Here is a 24,808-nt window from a genome sequence, read left to right on the forward strand (position 1 = left end):
TCTCAGGCCTGATTGAGCTGCGCTTTGAGCAGATCGCGGAAAGTCTGGATCAGCGGCTCGCGGCTGCGGCCACGGCGCATGATCATGGAAAACGGCGCCTGATAGCCGAAGGTGGCCGGCAGCAGCACCCGCAGGTCGCCCTTGTCGGCCCAGGCCTGGGCGTAGTGCTCCGGCAGGTAACCGATGTAGGCACCGGACAGCACCAGAATCAGCTGCGCTTCCATACTTTCCACCGTCGCGGCGCTGTGCTTGAAACCGTGGCGCGCCAGTTCGGCCTGGCTCCAGTAACCGCGCCCGACCATGCGTTGCTGGGTGATGACCTGCTCGGGAATCCGCCGTTCGTTGAACAACGGGTGACGGCTGCTGCAATACAGCCAGTGCTGCTCGCGGTACAGCGGCATGTACACCAGACCGCTCATGCGCGTGGAGAATGCGCCGATGGCCAGATCGAGGCGGTTGTCCTGCACGCCGAGTTGCAGTTCATACGGGCTCATCACCGACAGATGCAAATGCACCGCCGGGTGTTCCTGGCTGTAGGCGCCGATGGCTTCGGCGAACGGCAGGGCCTTGTCGCTGACCGTGGAGTCGATCACCCCGAGGTTGAGCGTGCCACGCAGTTCGCCCTTGAGCGCTGCCGCGTATTGCTCGAAACCTTCGAGTTCGGCCAGCAGACGCAGGGTTTCCTGATGGAACAGTTCGCCCTTGCTGGTCAGGCTGAAACCACCGCGCCCGCGATGGCACAGCACCAGACCGAGCGCGGCTTCGAGCTGGCTCATGTAGGTGCTGATCGCCGAGGTCGACAGGTTGAGTTCCTGCTGCGCGTTGGCAAACCCCTGATGGCGCACGACGCTGACGAAGATGCGCAACAGTTTCAGGTCGGGTAAAGCGTTGGCCATGTCTACTCCACTGATCGGGCAACGAGCATAGGCGAGAAGTCTATCTCCACCCCTTCCATTAGTTTAGAAATTTCTGAACTAAGTATTTGCCCGTAGCGATTCTTCCGCCCCACTACATTTCGCAGAATCGGCCCACAGCGGTGCCCGTGACCTTGCGAATGCGGTGCGCCGACATAAATAAAACAAAGACGATGAGGCCCTACCCGTGGACAAGATTCTTCACCAACCACTGGGCGGCAACGAAATGCCGCGCTTCGGCGGCATCGCCACCATGCTCCGACTCCCCCATGTTCCGACCGCTGCCGGCCTGGACGCTGCCTTTGTTGGCGTGCCACTGGACATCGGTACTTCGCTGCGCCCCGGCACCCGCTTCGGGCCTCGCGACATCCGCACCGAATCGGTGATGATCCGCCCGTACAACATGGCCACCGGCGCTGCGCCGTTCGACTCGCTGTCGGTTGCCGACATCGGTGACGTGGCGATCAACACCTTCAACCTGCTCGACGCCGTGCGCATCATCGAAGAAGCCTACGACAACATCCTCGAGCACAACGTGATCCCGATGACCCTGGGCGGCGACCACACCATCACCCTGCCGATCCTGCGTGCGATCCACAAAAAGCACGGCAAGGTCGGTCTGGTACACATCGACGCCCACGCTGACGTCAACGATCACATGTTCGGCGAGAAGATCGCCCACGGTACGACCTTCCGTCGTGCGGTCGAAGAAGGTCTTCTGGACTGCGACCGTGTGGTGCAGATCGGTCTGCGTGCGCAGGGCTACACCGCTGACGACTTCAACTGGAGCCGCGATCAGGGCTTCCGCGTGGTGCAGGCCGAAGAGTGCTGGCACAAGTCGCTGGCACCGCTGATGGCCGAAGTGCGCGAGAAAGTCGGTGGCGGCCCGGTGTACCTGAGCTTCGACATCGACGGCATCGACCCGGCCTGGGCGCCTGGCACCGGCACCCCGGAAATCGGTGGTCTGACGACCATTCAGGCGATTGAAATCGTTCGCGGCTGCCAGGGCCTCGACCTGATCGGCTGCGATCTGGTAGAAGTCTCGCCCGCTTATGACACCACCGGCAACACCTCGCTGCTGGCCGCCAACCTGCTGTACGAAATGCTCTGCGTACTGCCGGGCGTGGTCCACCGCTGAGGGTCGGGTCATGAACGAACGTGATCAGGTTCTGAAAGCGGCCGCCGATCTGGTGTCCGCCTTCGCCCGCAACGATCGCGAAGCCTACTTCGGCGCCTTCAGCGCCGATGCGAGCTTCGTGTTCTACACCCTCGAACAGCCCCTGCTGTCGCGCGATGCCTATCAGGCGTTGTGGGACAGCTGGCGCGCCGAGGATGGCTTCGAGGTGCTGTCCTGCACCTCGAGCAACGCCTTCGTCAGCCTGCAGGGTGACGTGGCGATTTTCATCCATGACGTGGCCACCGAGCTGCGCATGCAAGGGGAGCAACACTTCAGCCAGGAGCGCGAGACGATTGTTTTCAGAAAACAAGCGTCGAGCCTAGAACAACAAGGCCATTGGCTGGCCTGCCACGAACATTTGTCCGCAATGCCGGAAGGGCTGCCATCCCCTTAGCCAAGACAGGTGACGCTCACGCACGATGAGCGCGCCTTTATGATCGGAGCAGATCATGAATAACAACAACAAAGACCAAAGCCTTACGCAGATTGAAACCCACGGGGTCGAACAGATCCCGGACAACGAACGCACCGCCGGTCCCGTGGACTTGTTCCGCATGATCTTTGGCGGCGCGAATACCTTTGCCACCGCCGTGCTCGGCAGTTTCCCGGTGCTGTTCGGCCTGTCCTTTCAGGCGGGCGTCTGGGCGATTGTCTCGGGCGTGCTGCTCGGCTCGCTGATCCTTGCACCGATGGGCCTGTTCGGCCCGCTCAACGGCACCAACAATGCCGTGTCGTCCGGTGCACATTTCGGCGTGCACGGGCGGATCGTCGGTTCGTTCCTGTCGCTGCTGACCGCCATCGCCTTCTTCTCGCTCTCGGTGTGGAGTTCGGGGGATGCGTTGATCGGTGGTGCGAAACGCCTGATCGGCCTGCCGGAAACCGACCTGACCCTGGGCCTGGCCTACGGTCTGTTCGCGATTCTGGTGCTGACCGTGTGCATCTACGGCTTCCGCTTCCTGCTGTGGGTGAACAAGGTCGCGGTGTGGAGCGCGAGCCTGTTGTTCCTGCTGGGCATCTTTGCCTTCGCCGGTCCTTTCGATTCGCACTACGCCGGCACTGTCAGCCTCGGCCAGCCGGGCTTCTGGGCCGCGTTCATCGGCGCCGCGCTGGTGGCGATGAGCAATCCGATTTCCTTCGGCGCGTTCCTCGGCGACTGGGCCCGCTACATCCCGCGTGAAACCTCGCGTCAGCGGATCATGGCGGCGGTGGTTCTGTCGCAGATCGCGACGTTCATCCCGTTCCTGTTTGGCCTGACCACTGCGACCATCGTCGCGATTCAGGCGCCGGACTACATTGCGGCCAACAACTACGTCGGCGGTCTGCTGGCGGTGTCGCCGAGCTGGTTCTTCCTGCCGGTGTGCCTGATTGCGGTGATCGGCGGCATGTCCACCGGCACCACGTCGCTGTATGGCACCGGGCTGGACATGTCGAGCGTGTTCCCGCGACTGCTATCGCGAGTCAAGGCGACGTTGCTGATCGGCGTGCTGTCGATTGCCTTCATCTTCATCGGGCGCTTTGCGGCGAACCTGGTGCAGAGCGTGTCGACCTTCGCCGTGCTGATCATCACCTGCACCACCCCGTGGATGGTGATCATGATCATCGGCCTGGTGGTACGTCGCGGCTTCTACTGCCCGGACGACCTGCAAGTGTTCACGCGCGGCGAGCAAGGCGGACGCTACTGGTTCAGCCACGGCTGGAACTGGCGCGGTCTGGGTGCGTGGATCCCGAGCGCGGCGGTCGGCCTGTGCTTCGTCAACCTGCCGGGGCAGTTCGTCGGCCCGCTCGGTGAACTGGCCGGCGGCATCGACATCAGCCTGCTGGTGACCCTCGGTCTGGCGTCGGTGATGTACCTGATGTTGCTGAGCCTGTTTCCGGAACCGGCGCTGGTCTACGGCCCGAAGGATCCACGGAGCAAAGGCGCGCATGCGCCGGCTGAAGCGGCGCTGCGCCAGGCTGCCTGATAAACGAATCGCCTGTGGGGGTCAGCCTTCTCCCACAGTGTTCCACCCCATAAAAAAGACAATCGGAGACACGCCATCATGGCTTTGGATTTATTCGTCGTCCTCATCTACGCCGCCGGCATGCTCTTGCTCGGCTACTTCGGCATGCGCAAGGCCAAGACCAACGAGGACTTCCTGGTCGCCGGGCGTAACCTCGGCCCTAGCCTGTACATGGGCACCATGGCTGCGACCGTTCTCGGTGGCGCGTCCACCGTCGGCACCGTGCGTCTGGGCTACGTGCATGGCATCTCCGGTTTCTGGCTGTGCGCGGCACTGGGTTGCGGCATCGTGGCGCTGAACCTGTTCCTGGCCAAGCCGCTGCTGAAACTGAAGATCTACACCGTTACCCAGGTCCTGGAAAAACGCTACAACCCGATGGCCCGCTCGGCGAGCGCGGCGATCATGCTGGCCTACGCGCTGATGATCGGCGTGACCTCGATCCTCGCCATCGGCACCGTTCTTCAGGTTCTTTTCGGCCTGCCGTTCTGGATCTCGGTACTGCTCGGCGGTGGCGTGGTCGTGGTGTACTCGGCCATCGGCGGCATGTGGTCGCTGACCCTGACCGACATCGTCCAGTTCATCATCAAGACCGTCGGCCTGATGTTCATCCTGTTGCCGATCTGCCTGTACCGCGTCGGCGGCTGGGACGAACTGGTGCTGAAGCTGCCGGCGGCGGCATTCAATTTCACCACCATCGGCTGGGACACGATCATTACCTACTTCATGATCTACTTCTTCGGCATTCTGATCGGTCAGGACATCTGGCAACGGGTGTTCACCGTCAAGAACGAAAAAGTGGCTCAGTACGCCGGTAGCTTCGCGGGCATCTACTGCATCCTCTACGGTCTGGCCTGCGCCCTGATCGGCATGGCTGCACACGTGCTGATCCCGGATCTGGACAACGTCAACAACGCCTTCGCCGCGATCGTCAAACTGTCGCTGCCGGACGGCATCCGTGGTCTGGTGATCGCCGCTGCCCTGGCCGCGATGATGTCCACCGCCAGCGCCGGCCTGCTCGCCGCGGCCACCACCCTGACTGAAGACCTGCTGCCGAAACTGCGTGGCGGCAAACAGTCGAGCCTGGGTGTGAACCGTCTGTTCACCCTGCTGACCGGTGTCGTGGTGCTGGGCATCGCGCTGGTGGTGAACGACGTGATCAGCGCTCTGACCCTCGCTTACAACCTGTTGGTGGGCGGCATGCTGATCCCGCTGATCGGTGCGATCTTCTGGAAACGCGCGACCACTGCCGGCGCCATCGCCAGCATGGGCCTGGGTTTCGCCACCGCCCTGCTGTTCATGTTCAAGGATGGTCTGGATGCCAACACGCCGATCTACTACAGCCTGGCTGTGGGTCTGGTGAGTTTTGTGGTGGTCAGCCTGTTTTCCCGTCGCCCTGCCCCGGTGGCTAGCGCGGTCTAAGCTCGCTATAACGACTTGATGCTTTCTTCGGCGGGTGTGGCGTCGGTTGCCACACCCGTTTTTTTCGTCTCAAGGAAAGTGCTTATGAAGATTGTTTCTCGCGATCAGTGGTTCGAAGTGCAAACCCTGAGCGACGGCATTCGGCTGATTCACGAGCCGTTCATCCGCCCCTTCTACCGCTGCAACCTGTGGCACGTTCAGGGGCGGGACAAGGATCTGCTGCTCGACAGCGGTTCCGGGCTGGTCAGCCTGCGCGAGCAACTGCCGTGGCTGACCGAGCGGCCGCTGGTGGCGGTGGCCAGTCATTGCCATTTCGACCACATCGCCGGGCATCACGAATTTGCCGAACGGCTGGTGCATCCCGCCGAGGCGGACATTCTGGCAGCGCCGGATGGCGAGAACGATCTGAGCCGGGCCTTCGTCGGCGACGACATGTTCGAAGCGCACCCGGATTGCCCTTTGTGCTATGCCGAATACCGGGTCAAGGCGGCGCCGGCCACCGGGTTTGTCGAGGATGGCGATGTGCTGGACCTGGGCAACCGCACGTTGCAGGTGCTGCACACGCCGGGGCATTCACCGGGCGGGATCAGCCTTTACGAAGCGGCCACAGAGACACTGTTCAGTGGTGACATCATCTACGACGGGCCGTTGATCGAAGACGCCTACCATTCCAACCTCGACGACTACGCTGCCAGCCTGCGCCGTTTGCATGAGTTGAAGATCCGCACGGTGCATGGCGGGCACTTCGGCAGTTTTTCCGGAGAGCATCTGCGCGGGATGATTGACGAATGGCTGCGCCGGCACGCCTGAGGCCTGCTGTACTTCAGTCAGACTAACGACACAAAGATCTGCCATGAGAAGAGCTGCCGTGCGTGCTGCCGTGCACCGCTTCATCCTGCGCCTGCTGGAAAATCGTGAATTCGACGACCACACCAGCCTCGCGCAGCTGGGGCTGGAAAAAGCGGATATCGAGGATCTGATCTTCCATCTGGAAGATGAATTCGGACTGACGGCATTCACCGCCGAAGAGGACCGGATGCTCAAGACCGCGAAAACCGCGAATGACCTGAGCCGGTTTCTGATGGAAATCGGGCGTCACTGAAAACAAAAGATCGCACCCGGCCGCCACTCCATGGAGTGACGACCGGGTGCGATCTTTTGTCGTTTAAAACCTTTGACCCTTCAAAGCGGGGCATTACCGCCGACGTGGCTGACGCCGACGCTGTTCGTCATCGGTGCGAATCGGGACCGGTTGCAGAGGCGGTTCGATCAAGCCGAGGGCAACACCCAAATCGTGCAGCCAGTTTTGAATTTTCTCTTTCATCGTCATGCCCCCTTCAGGGTGGTGCTGAGCGTCCGGAATTCTGAGGCCGCTTCGCACTGATAATAGTCCGAAGTCCTACGCAATGCTCGGCCAAATCCGCAATGATCTGTTACTGAATTGATCCAAATCCCTGACCGTTCGTTCAAGCCGTTTCCCGCACGTCTTCGCCAGCCACGGGATAGAGCGCCTGCTGCTGTTCGATCCACGCATTGAGGTTGGCACCGACCATGCCCCGGCGCCACATGAGCCATGTTGTCGCACTGGCAAAAGGCTCGGCCAGCGGGTGCACTGCCACGCTTTCGCGCCCCGGCAGGCTGGCGAGCATCGACTCCGACATCAGCGCCACACCGCTGCCCGCAATCACGCAGGCGAGCATGCCCTGATAGGACTCGATCTCCATCGCCCGGCCCATCGCCGCCTGATAGTGGGCGAACCACGCTTCCAGCCGCGCGCGATAGGCGCAGCCATGACGGAAGGTGAAAACCGCCCGCCCCTCGACATCCCTGGCGCTGCGTATCGGCGGGTGATCGGCCTCGCTGATCAGCACCAGCCGCTCGTTGCACAGCGGCACACCGTCGATCCCGGCCAGTTGCGGCGGGCCATCCACCAGCGCGGCGTCGAGACGACCGGTGAGCAGGCCTTCAAGCAATTCACCACTGGGCCCGGACTGCACCTGAAGATTCACCGCCGGATATTGCTTGTGATACCGCGCGAGCAGCGCCGGCAAATGGATCGCGGCGGTGCTGTACAGCGTGCCGAGCACGAAATCCCCCGCCGGTTGCCCGCCCATCACCGCCGCACTGGCCTGATCGCGCAGGGCGAACAGTTTGCCGGTGTAGTCCAGCAGGACTTTTCCCGCAGGCGACAACTGCAAACGCTGACGCTCACGGACGAACAGTTCGACACCCAGTTGCTCCTCCAGCTGTTTGAGCCGGGTCGACAGGTTCGACGGCACGCGATGCAAACGTTCGGCGGCGCGGGTGATCGAGCCCTCCTCCGCCACGGCCTGGAAGATCCGCAATTGGCTGAACTCCACAACCTTTCTCCTGAACTGAACAAGTTACTCACTATTATTCAATTTTAAAGAAAGTCAATCAGTCCTAGCCTGACGGTCATTGAACCTGCAACGGAATTCAGACCATGTCCCCGCTGATTCGCTTATCCGCCTGTTTCATTGCCCTGATGATGGCCATGGGCATCGGGCGTTTCGCCCTCACCCCGCAACTGCCGCACCTGCTCAGCGAAGGCCAGATCGACCTGACCGCCGCCGGTCTGATTGCGGCGGCCAACTACCTCGGTTACCTGCTCGGCGCAGTGGATGCGATGTTTTCCCGGCGGCCGGATCAGGTGCAGCGGCGCCTGCATGGCGGTCTGTGGTTGTGTGTGTTGCTGACGCTGGCGTCGTTCTGGGCCAACGGTTTCTGGTCGCACTTGCTGCTGCGTTTCGGCACCGGTGTCGCGAGCGCCTGGGTGCTGGTGATGATTACTGCGCTGAGTCAGCCGCTGGCTGCGGCGGCGGGTCGTCCACGGTTGGGCGCGCTGGTGTTTGCCGGGCCGGGGTTGGGAATTTTTCTGACGGGGTTGCTGGCGCTGTTCTCACATCTGGCGCAGCAGACTTCCGCTACCCTGTGGTTGATTTACGCTGCTGTGGCGCTGCTGATGTTGCTGGGGATCGTACGGATCCTGCCGCAACCGGGCGTCGGTGTGCCGGCCACACCGACTGCCGTGAGTTCGTCGAATCGCGGCATTGGGCGTTTGGCGGTGGTGTATGCCTTGTATGGCGTGGGCTACATCATCCCGGCCACGTTTCTGTCGCAGATGGCTAACGCGCAGTTTCACGGACAGTGGCAGGCCGATCTGTTCTGGCCGTGCTTCGGCCTCGGCGCCGCCATTGGCGTGTTGCTGGTGAGTTTGCGTCGGCATGATCCGCAAACCACCCGGCACTGGTTGATGGCAACGTTGTGGCTGCAGGCTGCTGGTGTCTTTGCCTGCCTGCTGGGCAGCGGCCTCGGCCTGGCACTGGGTGTGCTCCTGTGCGGCGCGCCGTTCCTGGCCTGCATGCAACTGGTGATGCAACGCTCCCGGGAACTGGCGCCCCACGCCACCCAGCGCAACGCCGGCCTGCTCACCGCGTGCTTCGCCGTCGGTCAGCTCAGCGGGCCGTTGCTGGCGGCGGTCAGCAGCCACTTCAGCGGTGGCCTGCAACCGGCGCTGGTGATCGCCGGCAGCGGCCTGCTGATTGCCGGCGGTCTGGCGTGCAAATCGGTTACGGCTGACCGAGGGCTTTGCGCAGGCGCCGACGCACCCACTGTTCCGCGCTGACGAAGGTAATGCCGAGCAACACCAGCACGGCGCCGATGATGAAGTTCAGGCTCAATTCTTCGCCGAGCAGTACCACGCCGAACGTGACGCCGAACAACGGCGTCATGAAGGAAAAAACGGCGAGGTTGGCCGCCAGATAACGGCGCAGCAGCCAGAACCAGGTCAGGTAACTAAAGAACGACACCACCAGTCCCTGGAACAGCACGCTGCCCACGGCTACGACGGTCAGGCTGACGTGGGTGATCTGGCCGCTGAGCAGCGCGATCAGCAACAGGCCGATGAAGCCGACGATCAGTTGATAGAACAGGGTCAGGGTCACCGGCGCTTCCGACAGGCGCGAGGCGCGCACCACCACGGTGGTCGCGCCCCAACTGGCGCCGGCCAGCACGCCGAGGGCATCGCCCATCAGCATGCGGCGGTCGAGGTTGTCCCACGACACGCCGCCGGCAAACGCCACGGCAATCCCGACAAACGCCATGAAGATCCCCAGCCATTGCACCGGCCGCAAGCGCTCGCTCGGCAACAGGAAATGCACGCCCAGCGCGGTGAAAATCGGCGCGGTGTAGAGGAACACCGACATGTGCGCCGCCGTGGTCAACTGCAAGCCTTCGGAGATGAACAGGAACTCCAGACCGAACAAGGCACCGGCCAGCAAGCCGCCGCGCCAGGTAGCACCGACCTGATCCCAGCCGCCCTTCCAGCAGATGAGCAGTCCTACCAGCAACGCGGAAATTCCCGACCGCCCCGCCGCCTGCATTACCGGCGCAATGTCGGTCGCCGCCCACTTGATCATCACCTGCTGCACGCCCCAGATCAGGCACAGGCCGATCATCACTTGCAGGGCGAACCCGTCGGCACTGCGCCGACTGACGCTCACCTCGACACCTCGAACACACACGACATGGCAGTTTTTCCAATGGTCAAAGCAAAGCCCCGGCTCTTTGTCCGGGGCGAAGAAGAATGGCAGGAATTATCAACCAGTCGGACAGAAATTGCCGCCCGGCAAAGACATGCAATTGCCCTGTTGCGTCATGCCCGCCGTCAGCTTCGGCGAGCGGCCCGGAACCCGACCGTACAGGCCAGCGCCGTGGCAAACGTCCCCCAGGCCCAATCCATCAGCGACACCTGTGCTGACCAGCCGCGCAATGTCGCCCAGTTGGTCAGGTCATAGGTGCCATAAGCGACCAGCCCGAGCAGCGCGCCCATCCGGGCGGCGCGTTGCCAGGTCAGCGATGGCAGCACCACAAACACCACACAGCCGAAGACGTACAGGCAATAAAAAACCGCTGCCGGCACCAGCAACGGTTTTTCAAGCATCAGCGAACCGAGCAGTTCGCGATAGGTCGGCGCCATCAACACTCCGAGCCAGATACCGTCGAGCAGAAGAAACGCCAGCAATGTGGCAACGTAGGCAATCAGCGCTTTTTTCATCTGCCCGACCTCAAGTGAACCCATGCAACATGGGCCACGGGAGACTCAGGTTAGTTCAATGCGATCGGCGTGAATGACAATCTGGCCGTTCTTGTACAACGAACCGATAGCCTTCTTGAAGTTGCCCTTGCTGACACCGAACAGGCTGCTGATCAGTGCCGGATCGCTCTTGTCGCTGACGGCCAGGGTGCCGTTGCTTTCGCGCAACTTCGCGAGGATCTTCGAGTTCAGGCTGCTGGCTGCTTCCTGCCCCACTGGTTGCAGGCTCAGGCTGATCTTGCCGTCGGCGCGCACTTCCTTGATGAAGCCTTTCTCGCGCATGCCGGCCCGCATGAACTTGAAGATTTCATTCTTGTGAATCAAACCCCAGTGCTTGTTGTTGATGATCGCCTTGAAGCCCATGTCGGTGGCTTCGGCGACCAGCAGATCAACTTCCTGGCCCGCGCTGTAGTTGGCCGGGGTCTTGTCCAGATAACGATCCAGGCGCGCGGTGGCGGTGATGCGGCGGGTGTGCTTGTCGAGGTAGACGTGCACCACGCAGTACTCGCCGGCAGTCATCTGGCGTTTTTCTTCGGAGTACGGCAGCAGCAGATCCTTCGGCAGGCCCCAGTCGAGGAACACGCCGATGCTGTTGACTTCAACAACTTTCAAACTGGCAAACTCACCGACCTGAACTTTTGGTTTTTCAGTGGTGGCAATAAGTTTGTCATCGCTGTCCAGATAAATGAAAACATTGAGCCAGTCTTCATCTTCGCTGGGAATATCTTTAGGGATGTAACGGTTGGGCAAAAGAATTTCGCCGTCGGCACCGCCGTCCAGATATAAACCGAAGTTAGTGTGTTTCACCACTTGCAAACTGTTGTAACGCCCGACTAAAGCCATTTCCAATACCCTCATTGCGTGGGCGGCATTCTACCCGGTTTTGCCGGATTCGTCGGTCGCCAGATCGGACCGCCGAGTAAAAATCTGTGGGAGGCCTTGATTTTCCAGCATTTTGCCCCGCTCGTCAGGCCAGCGTGACGGCTTTTGCCTGATCCCGAGCCGGTCTGGCATCCCGAAATCGAATAAATGTTGTTATTTAAAACAGCAGGTTAGCGGGATATTTCGAATAATTAATCGCGAATAATCCACCTGCGCACTGGGTTATTCCGGGGGATATTTACCAAGCAATTGTCAAGTTATTCCTGTACGATGCCTGGCCGAGTTACTTTTCTACAGGTTAATGGCCGCCATGCGTGTAAAAGCATCCACCAGCAAAGCAAAGCCAGCTCCAGCCGTTGAAACCAGCGAATCGATCAACGATCAGATCGCGGCATTCCTCAAGTCCGGCGGCGAGATCCAGCAAATTGCCAAGGGCGTCAGCGGCCAGACGTTCGGCCCGTCCAAGCAGATCAGCCTGGGCAAGAAGTAACACCCCCGCAGCACACCAGTCCAAAGGCGCTTTGAGTTTCGAAGCGTCTGGACCGGATCCCTCGCAAGACCCTTCTCGCGTTTAATCAAACATTCAAAACCGCAGAAATCGACGAACGGCCCTCGATGCCGATCATTCGCCGGTATCCTTGCACGCGTCTGGATCAAGCGTTTCAGCAGGTTTACCAGCCTGCGCTCGCTATTCAAGGAGTGACGCATGCTCAAACCCTTCTGTTTATTACTTGTAGGCCTGCTGACAAGCCCGGCGGCGCATGCGCAGATTTTCCAGCGTGAGCTCGGCGACTTCGACCTCAAGCTCGGCACCACGCCCAGCCGCAGCATGGCCCAAGGGCTGGTCAAGCCTTCGGCGGTCGGTTCGTTCCACGGGGGCCTGGACCTGAGCCACGACAGCGGCCTGTATGTCGGCCAGTACGCACCGAGCATGGGCCTCACGCCGGGGAAGAATCTCGAAATCGATTCCTACGTCGGCTTCAAACAACCTTTCGATCAGACCCTCGGCTACGAAGTCGGGATGATCCATTACAGCTACCCCAAGGTCGACACCCTCGACAGCCAGGAACTGTTCGGTGGCCTGACCCTGCTCGGCAGCCGGATCGGCATCGCCCTGAGCAACGATCCGGATAAACAGAACAACACCCTGTTTGCCGACCTGGGCGGCAATCAGCCGTTCGGCATCGGGATCAGCATGAAATACACCACCCATCAGCTCAACACGCCGGTCTCGGTGGACGGCGGTTATGTCAGCAGTTTTACCGATTGGTCGGTGAAGTTTTCCCGGCCGTTCATGGGCATCGACCTCGACCTGATCTACAGCAATTCAAGCCTAAGCGGCAGCGATTGCTCGGCCTATTCCGGGCATAACAGTCAGTGCGACGGGCTGGTCACGCTCAAGGCCGAACGCGCGTTCTATTGATTGGCTGAACTGCCGGGGCCATCCTGCGTTCACATGAGCATCAGACCCTCAAGGCTGGCTTTCGCAAGGACTCGCCCATGTCTAGCTGGTTCAAACGCATCGCGATTCTACTGATCCTGACCCTCGCCCTCGGCGCCTGCAGCCGCGTCGGCCTGGCCTATCGCAATCTCGACGTGATCATTCCGTGGACACTCAGCGACTACCTGGACATGAACGGCGAGCAGAAAGGCTGGTTCAACGAACGCCTCAGGGAACACCTGAGCTGGCACTGCACCACGCAGTTACCGGGTTATCTGGACTGGCTCGATCGCCTGCAAACCATGGTCGAGAACAATCAGGTCACCGACACCGCGCTGCAGGCCCGCACCGCAGAGGCCAAGCAGGCAATCGCCGAAACCGCCCGGGAAATCACCCCGTCGGCGATTGAATTGCTGCAAGGCCTGGATGATCGGCAGGTCGCTGAAATGAACGACGCCTTTGCCAAAGACCTGCAAAAGCGCCAGCAGGAATACCTCAAGCCTCCGCTGTCGCAGCAGATTGCCGAACGTGGCGCGCGCATGGACAAGCGTCTCAACGATTGGCTCGGCCCGTTGAGCGCGGAGCAGGAGCAACGGGTGATGGCCTGGTCGACCGCCCTGGGCGATCAGAACACCCAGTGGATCGCCAACCGTGCTCACTGGCAGAAGCAGTTCAGCGCGGCGGTGGCGCAACGCAAAAGTCCCGAATTCCCACAACGGATCGAGACGCTTCTGGTCAATCGCGAGCGTTTATGGACAGCGGATTACCAAAAGGCTTACGCCAATACCGAGGCGCAGGCCCGTTCGCTGTTCGTCGATCTGATGGCCGACAGCACGCCGCAGCAGCGCCAGCGCCTGTTGAAAAAGATCGAGGGGGTGCGCAAGGATTTCAATGACTTGAAGTGCCTGAAGGCCGCACAAAAAAGCTGAGAACACCGAAAAAACCATGTGGGAGCGAGCAAGGTCGCTCCCACATTTTTTTGTGCAAAGCCTCAGGCAACCTGCGCCTTGGAGGCCACCTCATCGAACGTCAGCTCATCCAGCGCGTCTTCCTGATCATCCAGCACTTCGCGCGGATGATCGTTGCCGGGAATGCTGCTGTCGATCAGGCTCAGCAGACTGGAGCCGCGAGGGGTCAGGCTGAAGTTGTTGCCGGTACTGCCCTCGTCTTCGCCACGGGGTTGGATGTAACCGCGCAACAGCAGCAATTGTTCATAGTCGCAGGCGAGCGTTTTCAGGTGATCCAGATTCTCGATCGGCTCGCCCGCCGCCGCTTTCTCCGCCGCATAGTCTTCGGCAAAAGACCGTGGTGCAAAGCTGTGGCCCGCGCCGTTCTGCACTTCATGCAGCAGGCGTTCAATCAAATCCCAGTTATAAGTCGTCATCCTGATTCAACCTCCGGTGCGCGTGATTTTTTGGCGCGTTCAAGGTTGTGACCGGAGCGCTGCGCCACCGTTCAGGATTATTCGGCGCCCCGACCGACCGGCGGTCTGTCGATTTTCCGGGGGGTTGAGCGACTAGTCTGAGACAGACGGTTTCAACCCCGCAGGAGAAATCATCATGAACGTTGAGAATCATCCAGTGGTGTCGCGAGAAGAATGGCTCACCGCCCGCAGGCAGCATCTGGCCGATGAAAAAGCCTTCACCAGGGAACGCGACCGCCTCAGCGCCAAACGCCGCGCCCTGCCCTGGGTGAAGGTGGACAAGGATTACCGCTTCATGGGGCCGAATGGCGAATTGAAACTTGCCGACCTGTTCGGCAAACACAGCCAACTCGTCGTTTACCACTTCATGTTCGCCAAGGGCTGGGAGGAAGGCTGCCCGGGCTGTTCATTCCTCAGCGACCACATCGACGGCGCCAACCAACACCTGGCCCATCACGGCATTGCGCTGGTGGCGGTGTCCCACGCACCGTTCGCCGAATTCCAGGCCTTCAAGCGGCGGATGGGCTGGAGATTCGACTGGGTGTCGTCGGCCGGTTGCGATTTCAACTACGACTTTGGCGTGTGCGCCCGCGCTGAAGATGTCGAGGCAGGCAAGGCTACGTACAACTACGAAAAGACCGACAGCGTCGAGGAAGAAATGCCGGGGCTGAGCGTGTTTTATCGCGCCGACAACGGCGACATTTTCCACACCTACTCAACCTACGCGCGAGGCCTGGACATGCTGGTCGGCGCCTACAATTACCTCGACCTCACGCCCAAGGGCCGGAACGAGGACGAGATCATGGAATGGGTGCGGCATCATGACCGCTACGACGGCGCCGCAAAATCCAGTTGCTGCCATGGAGACTGAGCCCCAAACACACTGAACTTTTCACCGGCCACAGCCCTCAACCGGTTAACCCGCCTTAACCGGAACTGAGGCCTGCCCCCCATGAAAAACCTGCTCAAGCTCACCCTCGCCGCGACGCTTGCCTGCGCCTTGCCCGTCTGGGCCTGTACGCCGGAAGAAGCCACCGCCAAACGCGAGCAACTGGCCAAGGAAGTCGCGAAGCTCACTGAGCAAAACCCGACCAAGGCCAAGGAGATCAACGCCGAGTTGCAGAAAATGGATCTGGGTACGGCCTCCGCCGATCTGCCGGACAAATGCCAGTTGATTGATCAGCGCTTGAAGGAACTGGGTTCGGCCGAGAAGAAAACCGAGGGATAGACCCGCGCAGACAACGGCAGGCTTTGGCATCGATCAGGCTGGATCGATACCAGAGCCTGCTTCCTTTTGTCCGGAAAATTGCACTGGTGCATTTATTATTTGCACAAATGCATATTCAAACCTAGGGTTACCCCCGAGCCTGATCGTAACCGGCCATCAGAGATGGCACCCCTTTAGCACTGATCGCTCGGCAATAGCGTTATCCCGCAAACGCGGAACGTTTGTTTTCATTCATGGAGGATTGAAAAATGTTAACCACTGAAACAACGGCATTCACCGGCAACACCCTGCCCGAATGTCTGATCGGCCATCTGCTCGACCCGCAACTGGTCGAGGTCGAGGCAGCTGCACAACAACGTGCCCTGGCGGCCGCCAGCCTGAACTTCACCATGCAACAACAGACCCAGACCAACTGGTGCTGGGCCGCCGCTTCCGCCTCGGTCGGCAATTATTACGGCACCGGGTCCTGGATCCAATGCGCCGTTGCCAGCGCCGCGCTGGATCGCAACTGCTGCAATCAACCGGGGCCGTGCAACGTGTATGGCTATCTCGACGTTGCGCTGAAAATCACCCGCAGTTTCAACGGCATGAATTCGGGTTCGCTGCAAATGTCGGCCATCCAGAACCAGATCAACATGGGCCGCCCGATCGGCCTGCGCTGTGCCTGGTACGGCGGCGGTGCGCACTTTCTGGCGATCTACGGCACCAACGGCAATTACGTGCTGGTCGCGGACTCGATCTACGGCTATTCGACCCGCTCCCTGAACTCGTTCCCCGGCTCCTACAACGGCGGCGGTAACTGGACTCACACTTACTTCACGGCGAAAAACCAGGGGGCGGCAGCATGAAACTGACTTATCCAAAGGCGCCTTCCAACGGCGTACAGACCTTGCGTCCGGCCCTGCAGGCCGCGTTGCAGACCCAGGGTTTTGGCGTCAATCGCCAGTTCGCCAGCGCCGCGCCCGCCGGGATCAGCCTCAGCGAGGCCTATCGCGGTTACTCGCTCAGTCTGGACGACTTGAGCCAGGGCAAAGGCCTGAAAAACGCCCGAGTCGGCGATTGGCATTACCTGGTGTTTTCCGGCGGTGTGTCGATTGCCGATGCGCAATTGGCCGAAGTACACGGTCACGTCGAGTTTGCCTCGTTGAACCACGGCAATCTGGCGAGCGCCACGGTCGATGCGCTGAAACTGGCCGAGCAATCGCCGCAGCTGAAGGGCAAAACCGTTGAACTGCGGATGTTGTTTGTTTCTGCGCTGCACCTTGTGGCGATCTGGCTGCATGCGGCGGGCGAAGACGTGTTGATCCCGATCGAGCCAACGCCAAAAGAGCTGGCGCTGACCGGGCTGTACAGCGAGGCCGCCCTGCTCGCACAGCTCAAACCGGCAGCCGATCAGGCCAAGGGGCGCTTTGATGCCGACACCACAGGCCTGCTGGGCAGCTGATAAACGCTGGCAATAAAAAAACCCGGACCATGTCCGGGTTTTTCTTTGCCTGCCTGAAACGGCTTACTCAGCCGCTGGCGCTGCCGGTTTGCGGCGTTTCAGTGGGGCCATGCCGTCGCTGCTCACCAGAGCGTCCGGTTTCGGACGGTTGGCGCTCTTGCGCTTGGTCGGGGTTTTGGCGGCAGTTTTCTTCTTGTCGCCCTTGGCGTCGGTCTTTTTCTTCTTCACGCCGACGGCTTTGCCCGAGGCCTTGACCTTTTTCGGTCCGCCGTAGGTGCCTTTGACTTCCTTGATGGTGCGGCGCTCGAAGCTCTGCTTCAGATAACGCTCGATGCTCGACATCAGGTTCCAGTCGCCGTGGCAGATCAGCGAGATCGCCAGACCGTCGTTGCCGGCTCGGCCGGTACGACCGATACGGTGCACGTATTCGTCGCCGCTGCGTGGCATGTCGAAGTTGATCACCAGATCCAGACCGTCGACGTCCAGACCACGGGCCGCCACGTCGGTAGCCACCAGGATCTTCACGCCGCCCTGCTTCAGACGGTCGATCGCCAGTTTGCGATCCTTCTGGTCTTTTTCTCCGTGCAGCACGAACGCCTTGTATTCCTGGGCGACGAGACGACCGTAGATGCGGTCGGCCATGGCCCGGGTGTTGGTGAAGACGATGGCCTTCTGATAGGTCTCGTTGGCCAGCAGCCAGTTGACGATCTGTTCTTTGTGCTGGTTGTGGTCGGCGGTGATGATCTGCTGACGGGTGGTGTCGTTCAGTTGGCTGACCGCATTGAGCTGCAGGTGCTCAGGGTTGTTCAGCACCTTGGCGATCATCTCGCGCAGGCCGGAACCACCAGTGGTGGCGGAAAACAGCATGGTCTGCTGACGGTTCGGGCATTCGTCGACCAGACGCTGCACGTCTTCGGCGAAACCCATGTCGAGCATGCGGTCGGCTTCGTCGAGCACCAGCACTTCGACTTCTTTCAGGTCGAGGTTGCCGGCGTTCAGTTGCTCGATCATCCGGCCCGGGGTGCCGATCAGGATGTCCGGCACCTTGCGCAGCATGGCGGCCTGGACCTTGAAGTCTTCACCGCCGGTGATCAGGCCGGATTTGATGAAAGTGAACTGCGAAAAGCGCTCGACTTCCTTCAGGGTCTGCTGGGCCAGCTCGCGGGTCGGCAGCAGGATCAGGGTCTTGATGCTGACGCGAACCTTGGCCGGGCCGATCAGCCGGTTGAGGATCGGCAGGACGAAAGCGGCGGTCTTGCCGCTACCGGTTTGCGCCGTCACCCGCAGGTCACGCCCCTGAAGCGCCAGCGGAATGGCCGCGGCTTGCACAGGCGTTGGCTCGACAAATTTCAGCTCGGCCACGGCTTTGAGCAGGCGTTCGTGCAGGGCGAATTGGGAAAACACGGGTGCTACCTCGAAGATATGCAAAAAATCAGCTGCATAGGTTACCGGTTTCGAGCGCTCAGGCCGAGTTTCTTTGTGAAATCCGCCGTAATCAGTGGCTTTTTTGTTGCTCGATTTGTCTCCAACGGTAATACACAGCGTCTTAAATGCTCTAATCGCCCGTCGCGTCTTACAGAAGAATCGTTTCACTCATGGATTTCAAACAGCTCTGGCTCAATGCCCAAGACCTCTGGGGTGCCCTCGAACAGCACCCGCTCCTGCACGCCGGCCTGGCACTGCTCCTGTTATTGGTGATCGCGCTGGTACTCGGACGAGTGGCGCGTTATCTGATCCTGCATGCCAGCCGCATGCTCGGTCGCCAGCCCGCGTTGCACTGGATCAACGACTTTCGCCATAACAAGGTGTTTCAGCGTCTGGCGCAGATGACGCCATCGCTGGTGATCCAGTTCGGCCTGCACCTGGTGCCGGAACTGAGCAAGACCGCCACGGTGTTCCTCGGCAACGTGGCGCTGGCGTTCACCATTCTGTTCCTGTTGCTGTCGGTCAGCGCCCTGCTCAATGCGCTGCTGGACATCTACGCCCGCACCGAACACGCCCGCACCCGCTCGATCAAGGGGTATGTGCAACTGGCGAAAATGGTCCTGTACGTGTTCGGCGCGATCATCATCGTCGCCACCCTGATCGACCGTTCGCCGCTGTTGCTGCTGTCCGGTCTCGGTGCGATGTCGGCGGTGATCCTGTTGGTCTACAAGGACACCCTGCTGTCGTTCGTCGCCAGCGTGCAACTGACCAGCAACGACATGCTGCGGGTCGGCGACTGGATCGAAATGCCGCAGGTCGGCGCCGATGGCGACGTGGTCGACATCACCCTGCACACGGTCAAGGTGCAGAACTTCGACAAGACCATCGTTTCCATCCCGACCTGGCGCCTGATGTCCGAGTCGTTCAGAAACTGGCGCGGCATGCAGCAGTCCGGCGGGCGGCGGATCAAGCGCAGCCTGTTCATCGACGCCAGCGGTGTGCGCTTCATCCGCGACGACGAAGAAGAAAAACTCTCCCAGGTGCACCTGCTGACCGCTTACATGGGGCGCAAGAAAGCCGAGCTCAAGGCCTGGAACGAAGCCCAGGGCAACGTCGCGGCGATGTCGGCCAACCGCCGGCGCATGACCAACATCGGCACCTTCCGCGCCTATGCCTTGGCTTACCTGAAGAGCCATCCGGAAATCCAGCCGAACATGACCTGCATGGTCCGCCAGATGCAAACCACCGCCCAGGGCATTCCGCTGGAAATCTACTGCTTTACCACCACCACGGTGTGGGCCGATTACGAGCGGATCCAGGGGGATATTTTCGATTACCTGCTGGCGGTGCTGCCGGAGTTCGGGCTGAGCCTGTATCAGCAGCCGAGCGGTGGGGATTTGCGGTCGGGGTTGTTGCCGGCAGTCCTTGGCGCGAGCCACATTCCAGAAGCCGAAAAACATCTGATGTAGCGCTTTCTTCAAATGCAAAAAAAGACGCAACCTTGGTTGCGTCTTTTTTTTCCCGCCGATTTATCAGGCCTGCCGCTGCGGTGCCTTGTGCACCATGGTGTAGGCGTAGTCGACGCCCATGCCGTATGCGCCGCTGTGTTCCAGCACCAGGTCCATCACTGCCTGATAAGTGTCTTTGTGCGCCCAGTCACGCTGGTACTCGAGCAGCACTTGCTGCCAGGTCACCGGCACCGCGCCGGCCTGAATCATCCGCTGTACCGACATGTCGTGGGCTTCTTTGGTAGTGCCGCCGGACGCGTCAGTGACGATGTACACCTCGTAGCCTTCAGCCAAAGCTTCCAGAGCCGGGAAGGTCAGGCAGACCTCGGTCCACAGCGCGGCGATGATCAGTTTCTTGCGACCGGTGGCCTTCACCGCGTCAACCAGCGCCTTGTCTTCCCAGGAGTTCATCGAGGTGCGCTCGATCGGCTTCTGCTCAGGGTGTACTGCCAGCAATTCCGGCCAGATGTAGCCGCTGAAGCTTTCGGTTTCGACCGAGGTGTAAATGGTCGGCACGTTGAAGATCTTGGCAGCCTTGGCCAGGCCAACGGTGTTGTTCTTCAGGGTCTGACGGTCGATCGACTGTACGCCGAAAGCCATTTGCGGCTGGTGGTCGATCAGGATCAGGGCGGAGTTGGTTGGGTTCAGCAGTTCACGGATAGACATGGCGCGTTCCTTTTGATGTCGATTCAAAGTTTCGATTGGGTATTGGTGAGTCGAGGCGTTTTGCCGTCTGCGGCGTTGTTGTCTCGGCTTGGATGTCACTTTAGGGGCTAGCCGATAAAGGGACAATTCCCTAAAATCGAGAATCATTGATTCTAAAATAGGGACAATCATGGATCGCATCGAATGCATGCGCGCCTTCGTGGTGACGGTCGGCGAGAACGGCTTCGCGGCCGCCGCCCGGGCCATGGACGTGCCCCGCTCGAAAGTCAGCAAACAGATTCAGGCGCTGGAAGAAGCCATCGGTGTGCAACTGCTGCAACGCACCACCCGCAGCCTGCACCTGACCGAAGCAGGTGCCGAGTATTTCGAAGCGGCGCGGGAAGTGATTGCGGCACTGGACGAGGCCGAGCAGCGGGCGCGGGACGGGGTGGGTGAATTGCGTGGTGTGTTGCGGGTCAACGCACCGATGTCGTTCGGCTTGCGGCGGCTGGGCAAGCTGATTCCGCTGTTTCACGAGCAGCACCCGAACATCGAACTGCAACTGGTGCTCAGCGACCAGCAGGTCGATCCGGTGCGCGGCGGGTTCGACGTGACCATCCGCATCGCCAGCCTGCCCGACTCGACCATGATCGCCCGGCAACTGGCGCCGGCCCCACGGATCATGGTCGCCTCCCCCGCTTACCTCGAACGCGCGGGCACGCCGCAGACCCCGCAGGATCTGCGCTCACATCAATGCTTGAACTACGGCTATCTGCAGAGCGGGGTCAGCCTGCAACTGTGCAACGGCAAGGAGACCCAGCGAGTCAACGTCACCGGGCCGTTGCACGCCAACAACGGCGACCTGCTGGCGCAAGCGGCCGAGGCCGGGATGGGCATTGCGCTGCTGCCGGACTTCATCGTCGAAGAGGCACTGGCGGCCGGGCGGCTGGTGCCGGTGCTGTGCGAATGGCAGGCGCCGGCGATCACCATCAACGCGGTGTACTCGTCAGCGCGACGAGTGCCGCAGAAGACTCGGGCGTTTATCGCGTTTCTGGTGGAGCAATTGGCGCCGACTGGCGAATCCCCAAGCGGCTGATCCACACCGCCGCCAGAATCACGCTGCCACCGAGGAACAACCGCCCGAGTTCTTCATGCTGATTCCAGATCAGCAGGTTCAGCAGCAGCCCCACCGGCACGTGCAGGTTGTTCATCACCGCCAGGGTGCCGCCGTTGACCAGGCACGCACCCTTGTTCCACCAGTACAAACCGAGTGCGGTGGAGACCAGGCCGAGGAACACCAGCACGCCCCATTGCAGCGGCGCTTCCGGCAGGAAGTTGGATTTACCGAACAGCAGGAACGCCGGCAGCGCCACCGCGAGTGCGCCGAGGTAGAAGAAACCGAAACGACGGTAATGCGGCAGATCGCTCGGGTGCTTCGCCACCAGATGCTTGTACAGCACTTGCCCGGCGGCGTAGGTGAAGTTGGCCAGTTGCAGCAGCAGAAAGCCCATGAAGAAGTCCGGGTTGATCCGGTCGTAGCGAATCACCGCCGCGCCGGCGACCGCCACCAGTGCGGCGATCAGCGCCCACGGATTGAAGCGTCGGTTGAGCGCATCTTCGATCAGCGTCACGTGCAACGGCGTGAGAATGGTGAACAGCAAAACTTCCGGCACCGTCAGCACCCGGAAGCTCAAGTACAGGCAGACGTAAGTCACGCCGAACTGCAACGCGCCGATCAGCAACATGCCGCGCATGAACGCCGGCTCCACCGAGCGCCAGCGGGTCAGCGGAATGAACACCAGCCCGGCCAGTACCACACGCACCAGCACCGCGAAGTAGCTGTCGACATGACCGGCCAGGTATTCGCCGATCAGACTGAAGGAAAACGCCTGGATCAGCGTGACAAAAAGTAGATAGCCCATGCTCGCCTCGATTTCGAATGGCGGCGACGATAGCGGTTTTTGCCGGCCATCGCTAAATCCCGGGCAAAAAAAAGCCCGATCTCGCTAAAGCGTTCAATCGGGCTACAGCACTCAGGAGCAACAAGTGCAAAGGGAGGTTCGATGCGCGTAGAGCCTTGAAGGGGTTGCGCCAGGTCACTAGAACAATCGGCGATTATCTGGCGATTAACATATCAGGCGACCTGGGACAGTTTGGCGTTGGCCTGGTTGAGGCCTTTCTCCTGGAAGTCGCCGCCCAGGTTCATGCCTTCGGCGTGGATGAAGGTCACGTCATTAATGCCGATGAAGCCCATCACCTGACGCAGGTACGGTTCCTGATGATCCGCCGGGCCGCCGGCGTAGATGCCGCCGCGAGCGGTCAGCACGTAGGCACGCTTGCCGCTGAGCAGGCCTTGCGGGCCGGTTTCGGTGTACTTGAAGGTCACGCCGGCACGCAAGACGTGGTCGAGCCAGGCTTTCAGGGTGCTCGGGATGGCGAAGTTGTACATCGGCGCAGCCATCACCAGCACGTCGGCGGCCAGCAATTCATCGGTCAATTCGTTGGAACGGTCCAGCGAGGCCTGCTCGCTGTCGTTGCGCTGCTCGGCGGACTTCATCCAGCCGCCCAGCAGGTTGATGTCCAGGTGCGGCACCGGGTTCACGGCGAGGTCACGTACGGTGATCTGATCGGCCGGATGCGCCGCTTTCCATTGACCGATAAAGGTCTGGGTCAGTTGACGGGAAACCGAGTCTTGCTGGCGGGCGCTGCTTTCGATGATCAGAACGCGGGACATGTTGTGTAGCCTCCATCCGAGAATGTTGTAAGTCGATGGAGTGAAGGTTAAACAGTGTCGTATCGATGAAAAAGCGCAAATAATTGCTGCAAAGCATCGAAAAATTCGTTTAGATGCAAGCCTTAGCCTGTGGAAGCCCGCTCCCACAGGCCCATGACGCTATTTCGGGGTGCAGCTCAGCTTGATGCGCAGCTTGATGATGGTCCGGGTGAACTTGGCCGTGGCGTTCTTATGCTTACCCGCAGCCACTTCGATGTTGCGGGTACGCGGCGCTTCCGGGCCGTTGGTGAATACCACCTTGCAGGTTGCGTCGACGTCGCCGTAGTTGTTGACCTGTATGGAGCCGATGTCGTTATCGGTGTCGAACGCGTTGTAGTCGATCTTCAGGCCGTTGAGGTCCTTTTCCACATCGATCGGGTACGCGAACGCAGTCAGCGGAAGCAGCGCCAGCAACACACAACAGAATTTTTTCATTCGGCAGTCTCCATGAGGGACCGCCAGCTTAGGACAAGAGGAGCTATTGATGAAAGCGCCCCGCGTGACCCTTGATCAATGGCGAACGTTGCAGGCCGTGGTCGACCACGGCGGATTCGCCCAGGCCGCCGAGGCCCTGCACCGTTCGCAATCGTCGGTGAGCTACACCGTCGCCCGCATGCAGGATCAGCTCGGCGTGCCGCTGTTGCGCATCGACGGTCGCAAGGCTGTGCTGACCGAAGCCGGCGGCGTGTTGCTGCGCCGCTCGCGGCAATTGGTGAAACAGGCCAGCCAGCTGGAAGACCTTGCCCATCACATGGAGCAGGGCTGGGAAGCCGAAGTACGGCTGGTGGTCGACGCCGCCTACCCGAGCGCCCGTATCGTGCGCGCATTGACCGCTTTCATGCCGCAGAGTCGCGGCTGCCGGGTGCGGCTGCGTGAGGAAGTGTTGTCGGGCGTCGAAGAAGTGCTGCTCGAAGGCGTGGCCGACCTGGCCATCACCGGCCTGAGCATTCCCGGTTACCTTGGCGCGGAATTGAGCGATGTCGAATTTGTCGCCGTCGCCCATCCTGACCATGCGCTGCACCGGCTCAACCGCGAGCTGAGCTTTCAGGACCTGGAAACCCAGATGCAAGTGGTGATCCGCGACTCCGGCCGCCAGCAACCCCGGGACGTCGGCTGGCTCGGCGCCGAGCAGCGCTGGACCGTAGGCAGCCTCGCCACGGCCGCGACGTTCGTCAGCAGCGGCCTGGGATTCGCCTGGCTGCCACGCCACATGATCGAGCGGGAACTGAAAGACGGCTCGCTCAAGCTGCTACCGTTGGACAGAGGCGGCAACCGCAACTCCAGTTTCTATCTGTATTCGAACAAGGACAAACCCTTGGGCCCAGCGACGCAAATCCTGATCGAACTGCTGCGCACCTTCGACACCCTGCCGCTGGACGCACCGTTCGCCGCCCCCGAACAAGCCTGACACGG

The 24,808-nt window shown here is 60.7% G+C and carries 29 protein-coding genes; 17 read left to right on the plus strand and 12 right to left on the minus strand.

What is annotated here, in order from left to right; translation table 11 throughout:
- Positions 1-2 precede the first annotated feature (2 nt).
- Positions 3-896, minus strand: a complete 894-nt coding sequence (locus ACODTD_RS16940) for a LysR family transcriptional regulator (RefSeq protein WP_007956593.1) — start codon at positions 894-896, stop codon at positions 3-5.
- Positions 897-1,101: 205 nt separating this feature from the next.
- On the opposite strand from ACODTD_RS16940, the gene speB reads away from it, so the two are divergent.
- The 6 genes from speB (at position 1,102) to ACODTD_RS16970 (ending at position 6,612) form a co-directional block, all read left to right on the plus strand.
- On the plus strand, positions 1,102-2,052 hold the full coding sequence (gene speB, locus ACODTD_RS16945; protein WP_003222717.1) for an agmatinase: 951 nt from the start codon (positions 1,102-1,104) through the stop codon (positions 2,050-2,052).
- A gap of 10 nt (positions 2,053-2,062) precedes the next feature.
- Complete coding sequence (locus ACODTD_RS16950) at positions 2,063-2,485, plus strand: YybH family protein (protein ID WP_007956584.1); 423 nt, start codon at positions 2,063-2,065, stop codon at positions 2,483-2,485.
- A 55-nt stretch (positions 2,486-2,540) separates the two neighbouring features.
- Positions 2,541-4,052, plus strand: coding sequence for a purine-cytosine permease family protein (locus tag ACODTD_RS16955; protein ID WP_007956582.1), 1,512 nt, complete (start codon positions 2,541-2,543; stop codon positions 4,050-4,052).
- Positions 4,053-4,130: 78 nt separating this feature from the next.
- A complete protein-coding gene (locus tag ACODTD_RS16960) occupies positions 4,131-5,510 on the plus strand; it encodes a sodium:solute symporter family protein (protein WP_285356960.1) in 1,380 nt (459 codons plus the stop codon).
- A gap of 84 nt (positions 5,511-5,594) precedes the next feature.
- Positions 5,595-6,320 carry an MBL fold metallo-hydrolase gene (locus tag ACODTD_RS16965; protein WP_285356958.1) on the plus strand — a complete coding sequence of 242 codons (726 nt, stop codon included), beginning with the start codon at positions 5,595-5,597 and terminating at the stop codon, positions 6,318-6,320.
- Positions 6,321-6,363: 43 nt separating this feature from the next.
- Positions 6,364-6,612 (plus strand): phosphopantetheine-containing protein, encoded by a 249-nt coding sequence (locus tag ACODTD_RS16970; protein WP_108560177.1) that lies wholly within the window; start codon positions 6,364-6,366, stop codon positions 6,610-6,612.
- A 93-nt stretch (positions 6,613-6,705) separates the two neighbouring features.
- On the opposite strand, the gene ACODTD_RS16975 is transcribed toward ACODTD_RS16970, so the two are convergent.
- Together ACODTD_RS16975 and ptrR are read right to left on the minus strand one after the other, a co-directional pair.
- Positions 6,706-6,834: a PA1414 family protein gene (locus ACODTD_RS16975; protein ID WP_003184145.1), complete on the minus strand. Its 129-nt coding sequence runs from the start codon at positions 6,832-6,834 to the stop codon at positions 6,706-6,708.
- Between the two features lie 142 nt (positions 6,835-6,976).
- Positions 6,977-7,870 (minus strand): putrescine utilization regulator PtrR, encoded by an 894-nt coding sequence (gene ptrR / locus ACODTD_RS16980; protein WP_007956575.1) that lies wholly within the window; start codon positions 7,868-7,870, stop codon positions 6,977-6,979.
- A 104-nt stretch (positions 7,871-7,974) separates the two neighbouring features.
- Between ptrR and ACODTD_RS16985 the strand changes: the two genes are divergently transcribed.
- Positions 7,975-9,156, plus strand: coding sequence for an MFS transporter (locus tag ACODTD_RS16985; RefSeq protein ID WP_011332976.1), 1,182 nt, complete (start codon positions 7,975-7,977; stop codon positions 9,154-9,156).
- Here ACODTD_RS16985 and ACODTD_RS16990 read toward each other — a convergent pair.
- From ACODTD_RS16990 to ACODTD_RS17000, 3 genes are all read right to left on the minus strand, one after another.
- A complete protein-coding gene (locus ACODTD_RS16990) occupies positions 9,101-10,033 on the minus strand; it encodes a DMT family transporter (RefSeq protein WP_011332975.1) in 933 nt (310 codons plus the stop codon). The genes ACODTD_RS16985 and ACODTD_RS16990 overlap by 56 nt on opposite strands.
- A 164-nt stretch (positions 10,034-10,197) precedes the next feature.
- On the minus strand, positions 10,198-10,587 hold the full coding sequence (locus ACODTD_RS16995) for a DUF2177 family protein (protein WP_011332974.1): 390 nt from the start codon (positions 10,585-10,587) through the stop codon (positions 10,198-10,200).
- Positions 10,588-10,632: 45 nt separating this feature from the next.
- Entirely contained in the window at positions 10,633-11,469 is an 837-nt protein-coding gene (locus tag ACODTD_RS17000) for a CvfB family protein (RefSeq protein WP_011332973.1), read from the minus strand.
- A 340-nt stretch (positions 11,470-11,809) separates the two neighbouring features.
- Between ACODTD_RS17000 and ACODTD_RS17005 the strand changes: the two genes are divergently transcribed.
- The 3 genes from ACODTD_RS17005 (at position 11,810) to ACODTD_RS17015 (ending at position 13,878) form a co-directional block, all read left to right on the plus strand.
- Positions 11,810-11,998, plus strand: coding sequence for a hypothetical protein (locus tag ACODTD_RS17005; protein WP_016985943.1), 189 nt, complete (start codon positions 11,810-11,812; stop codon positions 11,996-11,998).
- A 216-nt stretch (positions 11,999-12,214) separates the two neighbouring features.
- A complete protein-coding gene (locus ACODTD_RS17010; protein ID WP_221615195.1) occupies positions 12,215-12,931 on the plus strand; it encodes a TorF family putative porin in 717 nt (238 codons plus the stop codon).
- 77 nt (positions 12,932-13,008) lie between these two features.
- Positions 13,009-13,878 (plus strand): DUF6279 family lipoprotein, encoded by an 870-nt coding sequence (locus tag ACODTD_RS17015; protein ID WP_011332971.1) that lies wholly within the window; start codon positions 13,009-13,011, stop codon positions 13,876-13,878.
- A 62-nt stretch (positions 13,879-13,940) separates the two neighbouring features.
- Here ACODTD_RS17015 and ACODTD_RS17020 read toward each other — a convergent pair whose 3' ends face one another.
- Positions 13,941-14,333, minus strand: coding sequence for a transcriptional regulator (locus tag ACODTD_RS17020; RefSeq protein ID WP_489105038.1), 393 nt, complete (start codon positions 14,331-14,333; stop codon positions 13,941-13,943).
- Positions 14,334-14,508: 175 nt separating this feature from the next.
- Here ACODTD_RS17020 and ACODTD_RS17025 point away from each other — a divergent pair, with 175 nt between their 5' ends.
- The 4 genes from ACODTD_RS17025 to ACODTD_RS17040 all read left to right on the plus strand — a co-directional run bounded on the left by ACODTD_RS17025 (position 14,509) and on the right by ACODTD_RS17040 (position 17,044).
- Positions 14,509-15,243, plus strand: coding sequence for a DUF899 domain-containing protein (locus ACODTD_RS17025; RefSeq protein WP_011332970.1), 735 nt, complete (start codon positions 14,509-14,511; stop codon positions 15,241-15,243).
- Between the two features lie 81 nt (positions 15,244-15,324).
- The gene (locus tag ACODTD_RS17030) at positions 15,325-15,600 is read left to right on the plus strand and encodes a hypothetical protein (protein WP_011332969.1); all 276 of its coding nucleotides are present in this window, start codon (positions 15,325-15,327) and stop codon (positions 15,598-15,600) included.
- A gap of 248 nt (positions 15,601-15,848) precedes the next feature.
- On the plus strand, positions 15,849-16,448 hold the full coding sequence (locus tag ACODTD_RS17035; RefSeq protein ID WP_489105039.1) for a papain-like cysteine protease family protein: 600 nt from the start codon (positions 15,849-15,851) through the stop codon (positions 16,446-16,448).
- Positions 16,445-17,044 (plus strand): hypothetical protein, encoded by a 600-nt coding sequence (locus ACODTD_RS17040; RefSeq protein ID WP_011332967.1) that lies wholly within the window; start codon positions 16,445-16,447, stop codon positions 17,042-17,044. Before ACODTD_RS17035 ends, ACODTD_RS17040 begins: the two co-directional genes overlap by 4 nt.
- A gap of 63 nt (positions 17,045-17,107) precedes the next feature.
- Here ACODTD_RS17040 and ACODTD_RS17045 read toward each other — a convergent pair whose 3' ends face one another.
- A complete protein-coding gene (locus tag ACODTD_RS17045; RefSeq protein WP_011332966.1) occupies positions 17,108-18,448 on the minus strand; it encodes a DEAD/DEAH box helicase in 1,341 nt (446 codons plus the stop codon).
- Positions 18,449-18,639: 191 nt separating this feature from the next.
- On the opposite strand from ACODTD_RS17045, the gene ACODTD_RS17050 reads away from it, so the two are divergent.
- Positions 18,640-19,938: a mechanosensitive ion channel family protein gene (locus ACODTD_RS17050; RefSeq protein WP_011332965.1), complete on the plus strand. Its 1,299-nt coding sequence runs from the start codon at positions 18,640-18,642 to the stop codon at positions 19,936-19,938.
- Between the two features lie 63 nt (positions 19,939-20,001).
- On the opposite strand, the gene ACODTD_RS17055 is transcribed toward ACODTD_RS17050, so the two are convergent.
- Complete coding sequence (locus ACODTD_RS17055) at positions 20,002-20,643, minus strand: hydrolase (protein ID WP_007956548.1); 642 nt, start codon at positions 20,641-20,643, stop codon at positions 20,002-20,004.
- Between the two features lie 169 nt (positions 20,644-20,812).
- On the opposite strand from ACODTD_RS17055, the gene ACODTD_RS17060 reads away from it, so the two are divergent.
- Positions 20,813-21,718, plus strand: coding sequence for a LysR family transcriptional regulator (locus ACODTD_RS17060; protein WP_236196710.1), 906 nt, complete (start codon positions 20,813-20,815; stop codon positions 21,716-21,718).
- Here ACODTD_RS17060 and ACODTD_RS17065 read toward each other — a convergent pair.
- From ACODTD_RS17065 to ACODTD_RS17075, 3 genes are all read right to left on the minus strand, one after another.
- Positions 21,663-22,544, minus strand: coding sequence for a carboxylate/amino acid/amine transporter (locus ACODTD_RS17065; RefSeq protein ID WP_102685997.1), 882 nt, complete (start codon positions 22,542-22,544; stop codon positions 21,663-21,665). The genes ACODTD_RS17060 and ACODTD_RS17065 overlap by 56 nt on opposite strands.
- A 212-nt stretch (positions 22,545-22,756) precedes the next feature.
- Complete coding sequence (locus ACODTD_RS17070; RefSeq protein WP_064383187.1) at positions 22,757-23,356, minus strand: FMN-dependent NADH-azoreductase; 600 nt, start codon at positions 23,354-23,356, stop codon at positions 22,757-22,759.
- A 159-nt stretch (positions 23,357-23,515) separates the two neighbouring features.
- Positions 23,516-23,830 (minus strand): hypothetical protein, encoded by a 315-nt coding sequence (locus ACODTD_RS17075; RefSeq protein ID WP_011332961.1) that lies wholly within the window; start codon positions 23,828-23,830, stop codon positions 23,516-23,518.
- A gap of 49 nt (positions 23,831-23,879) precedes the next feature.
- On the opposite strand from ACODTD_RS17075, the gene ACODTD_RS17080 reads away from it, so the two are divergent.
- Positions 23,880-24,803 carry a PA3225 family LysR-type transcriptional regulator gene (locus tag ACODTD_RS17080; protein WP_011332960.1) on the plus strand — a complete coding sequence of 308 codons (924 nt, stop codon included), beginning with the start codon at positions 23,880-23,882 and terminating at the stop codon, positions 24,801-24,803.
- Positions 24,804-24,808: the final 5 nt, after the last annotated feature.

The sequence above is a fragment of the Pseudomonas sp. FG35 genome, from assembly GCF_057809295.1.

Bases quoted from the DNA above. Each gene is read 5' to 3' on its own strand.
- ACODTD_RS16940 (WP_007956593.1), bottom strand. From the start codon at position 896: ATGGCCAACGCTTTACCCGACCTGAAACTGTTGCGCATCTTCGTCAGC.
- ACODTD_RS16950 (WP_007956584.1), top strand. From the start codon at position 2,063: ATGAACGAACGTGATCAGGTTCTGAAAGCGGCCGCCGATCTGGTGTCC.
- ACODTD_RS16955 (WP_007956582.1), top strand. From the start codon at position 2,541: ATGAATAACAACAACAAAGACCAAAGCCTTACGCAGATTGAAACCCAC.
- ACODTD_RS16960 (WP_285356960.1), top strand. From the start codon at position 4,131: ATGGCTTTGGATTTATTCGTCGTCCTCATCTACGCCGCCGGCATGCTC.
- ACODTD_RS16965 (WP_285356958.1), top strand. From the start codon at position 5,595: ATGAAGATTGTTTCTCGCGATCAGTGGTTCGAAGTGCAAACCCTGAGC.
- ACODTD_RS16970 (WP_108560177.1), top strand. From the start codon at position 6,364: ATGAGAAGAGCTGCCGTGCGTGCTGCCGTGCACCGCTTCATCCTGCGC.
- ACODTD_RS16975 (WP_003184145.1), bottom strand. From the start codon at position 6,834: ATGAAAGAGAAAATTCAAAACTGGCTGCACGATTTGGGTGTTGCCCTC.
- ACODTD_RS16985 (WP_011332976.1), top strand. From the start codon at position 7,975: ATGTCCCCGCTGATTCGCTTATCCGCCTGTTTCATTGCCCTGATGATG.
- ACODTD_RS16995 (WP_011332974.1), bottom strand. From the start codon at position 10,587: ATGAAAAAAGCGCTGATTGCCTACGTTGCCACATTGCTGGCGTTTCTT.
- ACODTD_RS17000 (WP_011332973.1), bottom strand. From the start codon at position 11,469: ATGGCTTTAGTCGGGCGTTACAACAGTTTGCAAGTGGTGAAACACACT.
- ACODTD_RS17005 (WP_016985943.1), top strand. From the start codon at position 11,810: ATGGCCGCCATGCGTGTAAAAGCATCCACCAGCAAAGCAAAGCCAGCT.
- ACODTD_RS17010 (WP_221615195.1), top strand. From the start codon at position 12,215: ATGCTCAAACCCTTCTGTTTATTACTTGTAGGCCTGCTGACAAGCCCG.
- ACODTD_RS17015 (WP_011332971.1), top strand. From the start codon at position 13,009: ATGTCTAGCTGGTTCAAACGCATCGCGATTCTACTGATCCTGACCCTC.
- ACODTD_RS17020 (WP_489105038.1), bottom strand. From the start codon at position 14,333: ATGACGACTTATAACTGGGATTTGATTGAACGCCTGCTGCATGAAGTG.
- ACODTD_RS17025 (WP_011332970.1), top strand. From the start codon at position 14,509: ATGAACGTTGAGAATCATCCAGTGGTGTCGCGAGAAGAATGGCTCACC.
- ACODTD_RS17030 (WP_011332969.1), top strand. From the start codon at position 15,325: ATGAAAAACCTGCTCAAGCTCACCCTCGCCGCGACGCTTGCCTGCGCC.
- ACODTD_RS17035 (WP_489105039.1), top strand. From the start codon at position 15,849: ATGTTAACCACTGAAACAACGGCATTCACCGGCAACACCCTGCCCGAA.
- ACODTD_RS17040 (WP_011332967.1), top strand. From the start codon at position 16,445: ATGAAACTGACTTATCCAAAGGCGCCTTCCAACGGCGTACAGACCTTG.
- ACODTD_RS17050 (WP_011332965.1), top strand. From the start codon at position 18,640: ATGGATTTCAAACAGCTCTGGCTCAATGCCCAAGACCTCTGGGGTGCC.
- ACODTD_RS17055 (WP_007956548.1), bottom strand. From the start codon at position 20,643: ATGTCTATCCGTGAACTGCTGAACCCAACCAACTCCGCCCTGATCCTG.
- ACODTD_RS17060 (WP_236196710.1), top strand. From the start codon at position 20,813: ATGGATCGCATCGAATGCATGCGCGCCTTCGTGGTGACGGTCGGCGAG.
- ACODTD_RS17065 (WP_102685997.1), bottom strand. From the start codon at position 22,544: ATGGGCTATCTACTTTTTGTCACGCTGATCCAGGCGTTTTCCTTCAGT.
- ACODTD_RS17070 (WP_064383187.1), bottom strand. From the start codon at position 23,356: ATGTCCCGCGTTCTGATCATCGAAAGCAGCGCCCGCCAGCAAGACTCG.
- ACODTD_RS17075 (WP_011332961.1), bottom strand. From the start codon at position 23,830: ATGAAAAAATTCTGTTGTGTGTTGCTGGCGCTGCTTCCGCTGACTGCG.
- ACODTD_RS17080 (WP_011332960.1), top strand. From the start codon at position 23,880: ATGAAAGCGCCCCGCGTGACCCTTGATCAATGGCGAACGTTGCAGGCC.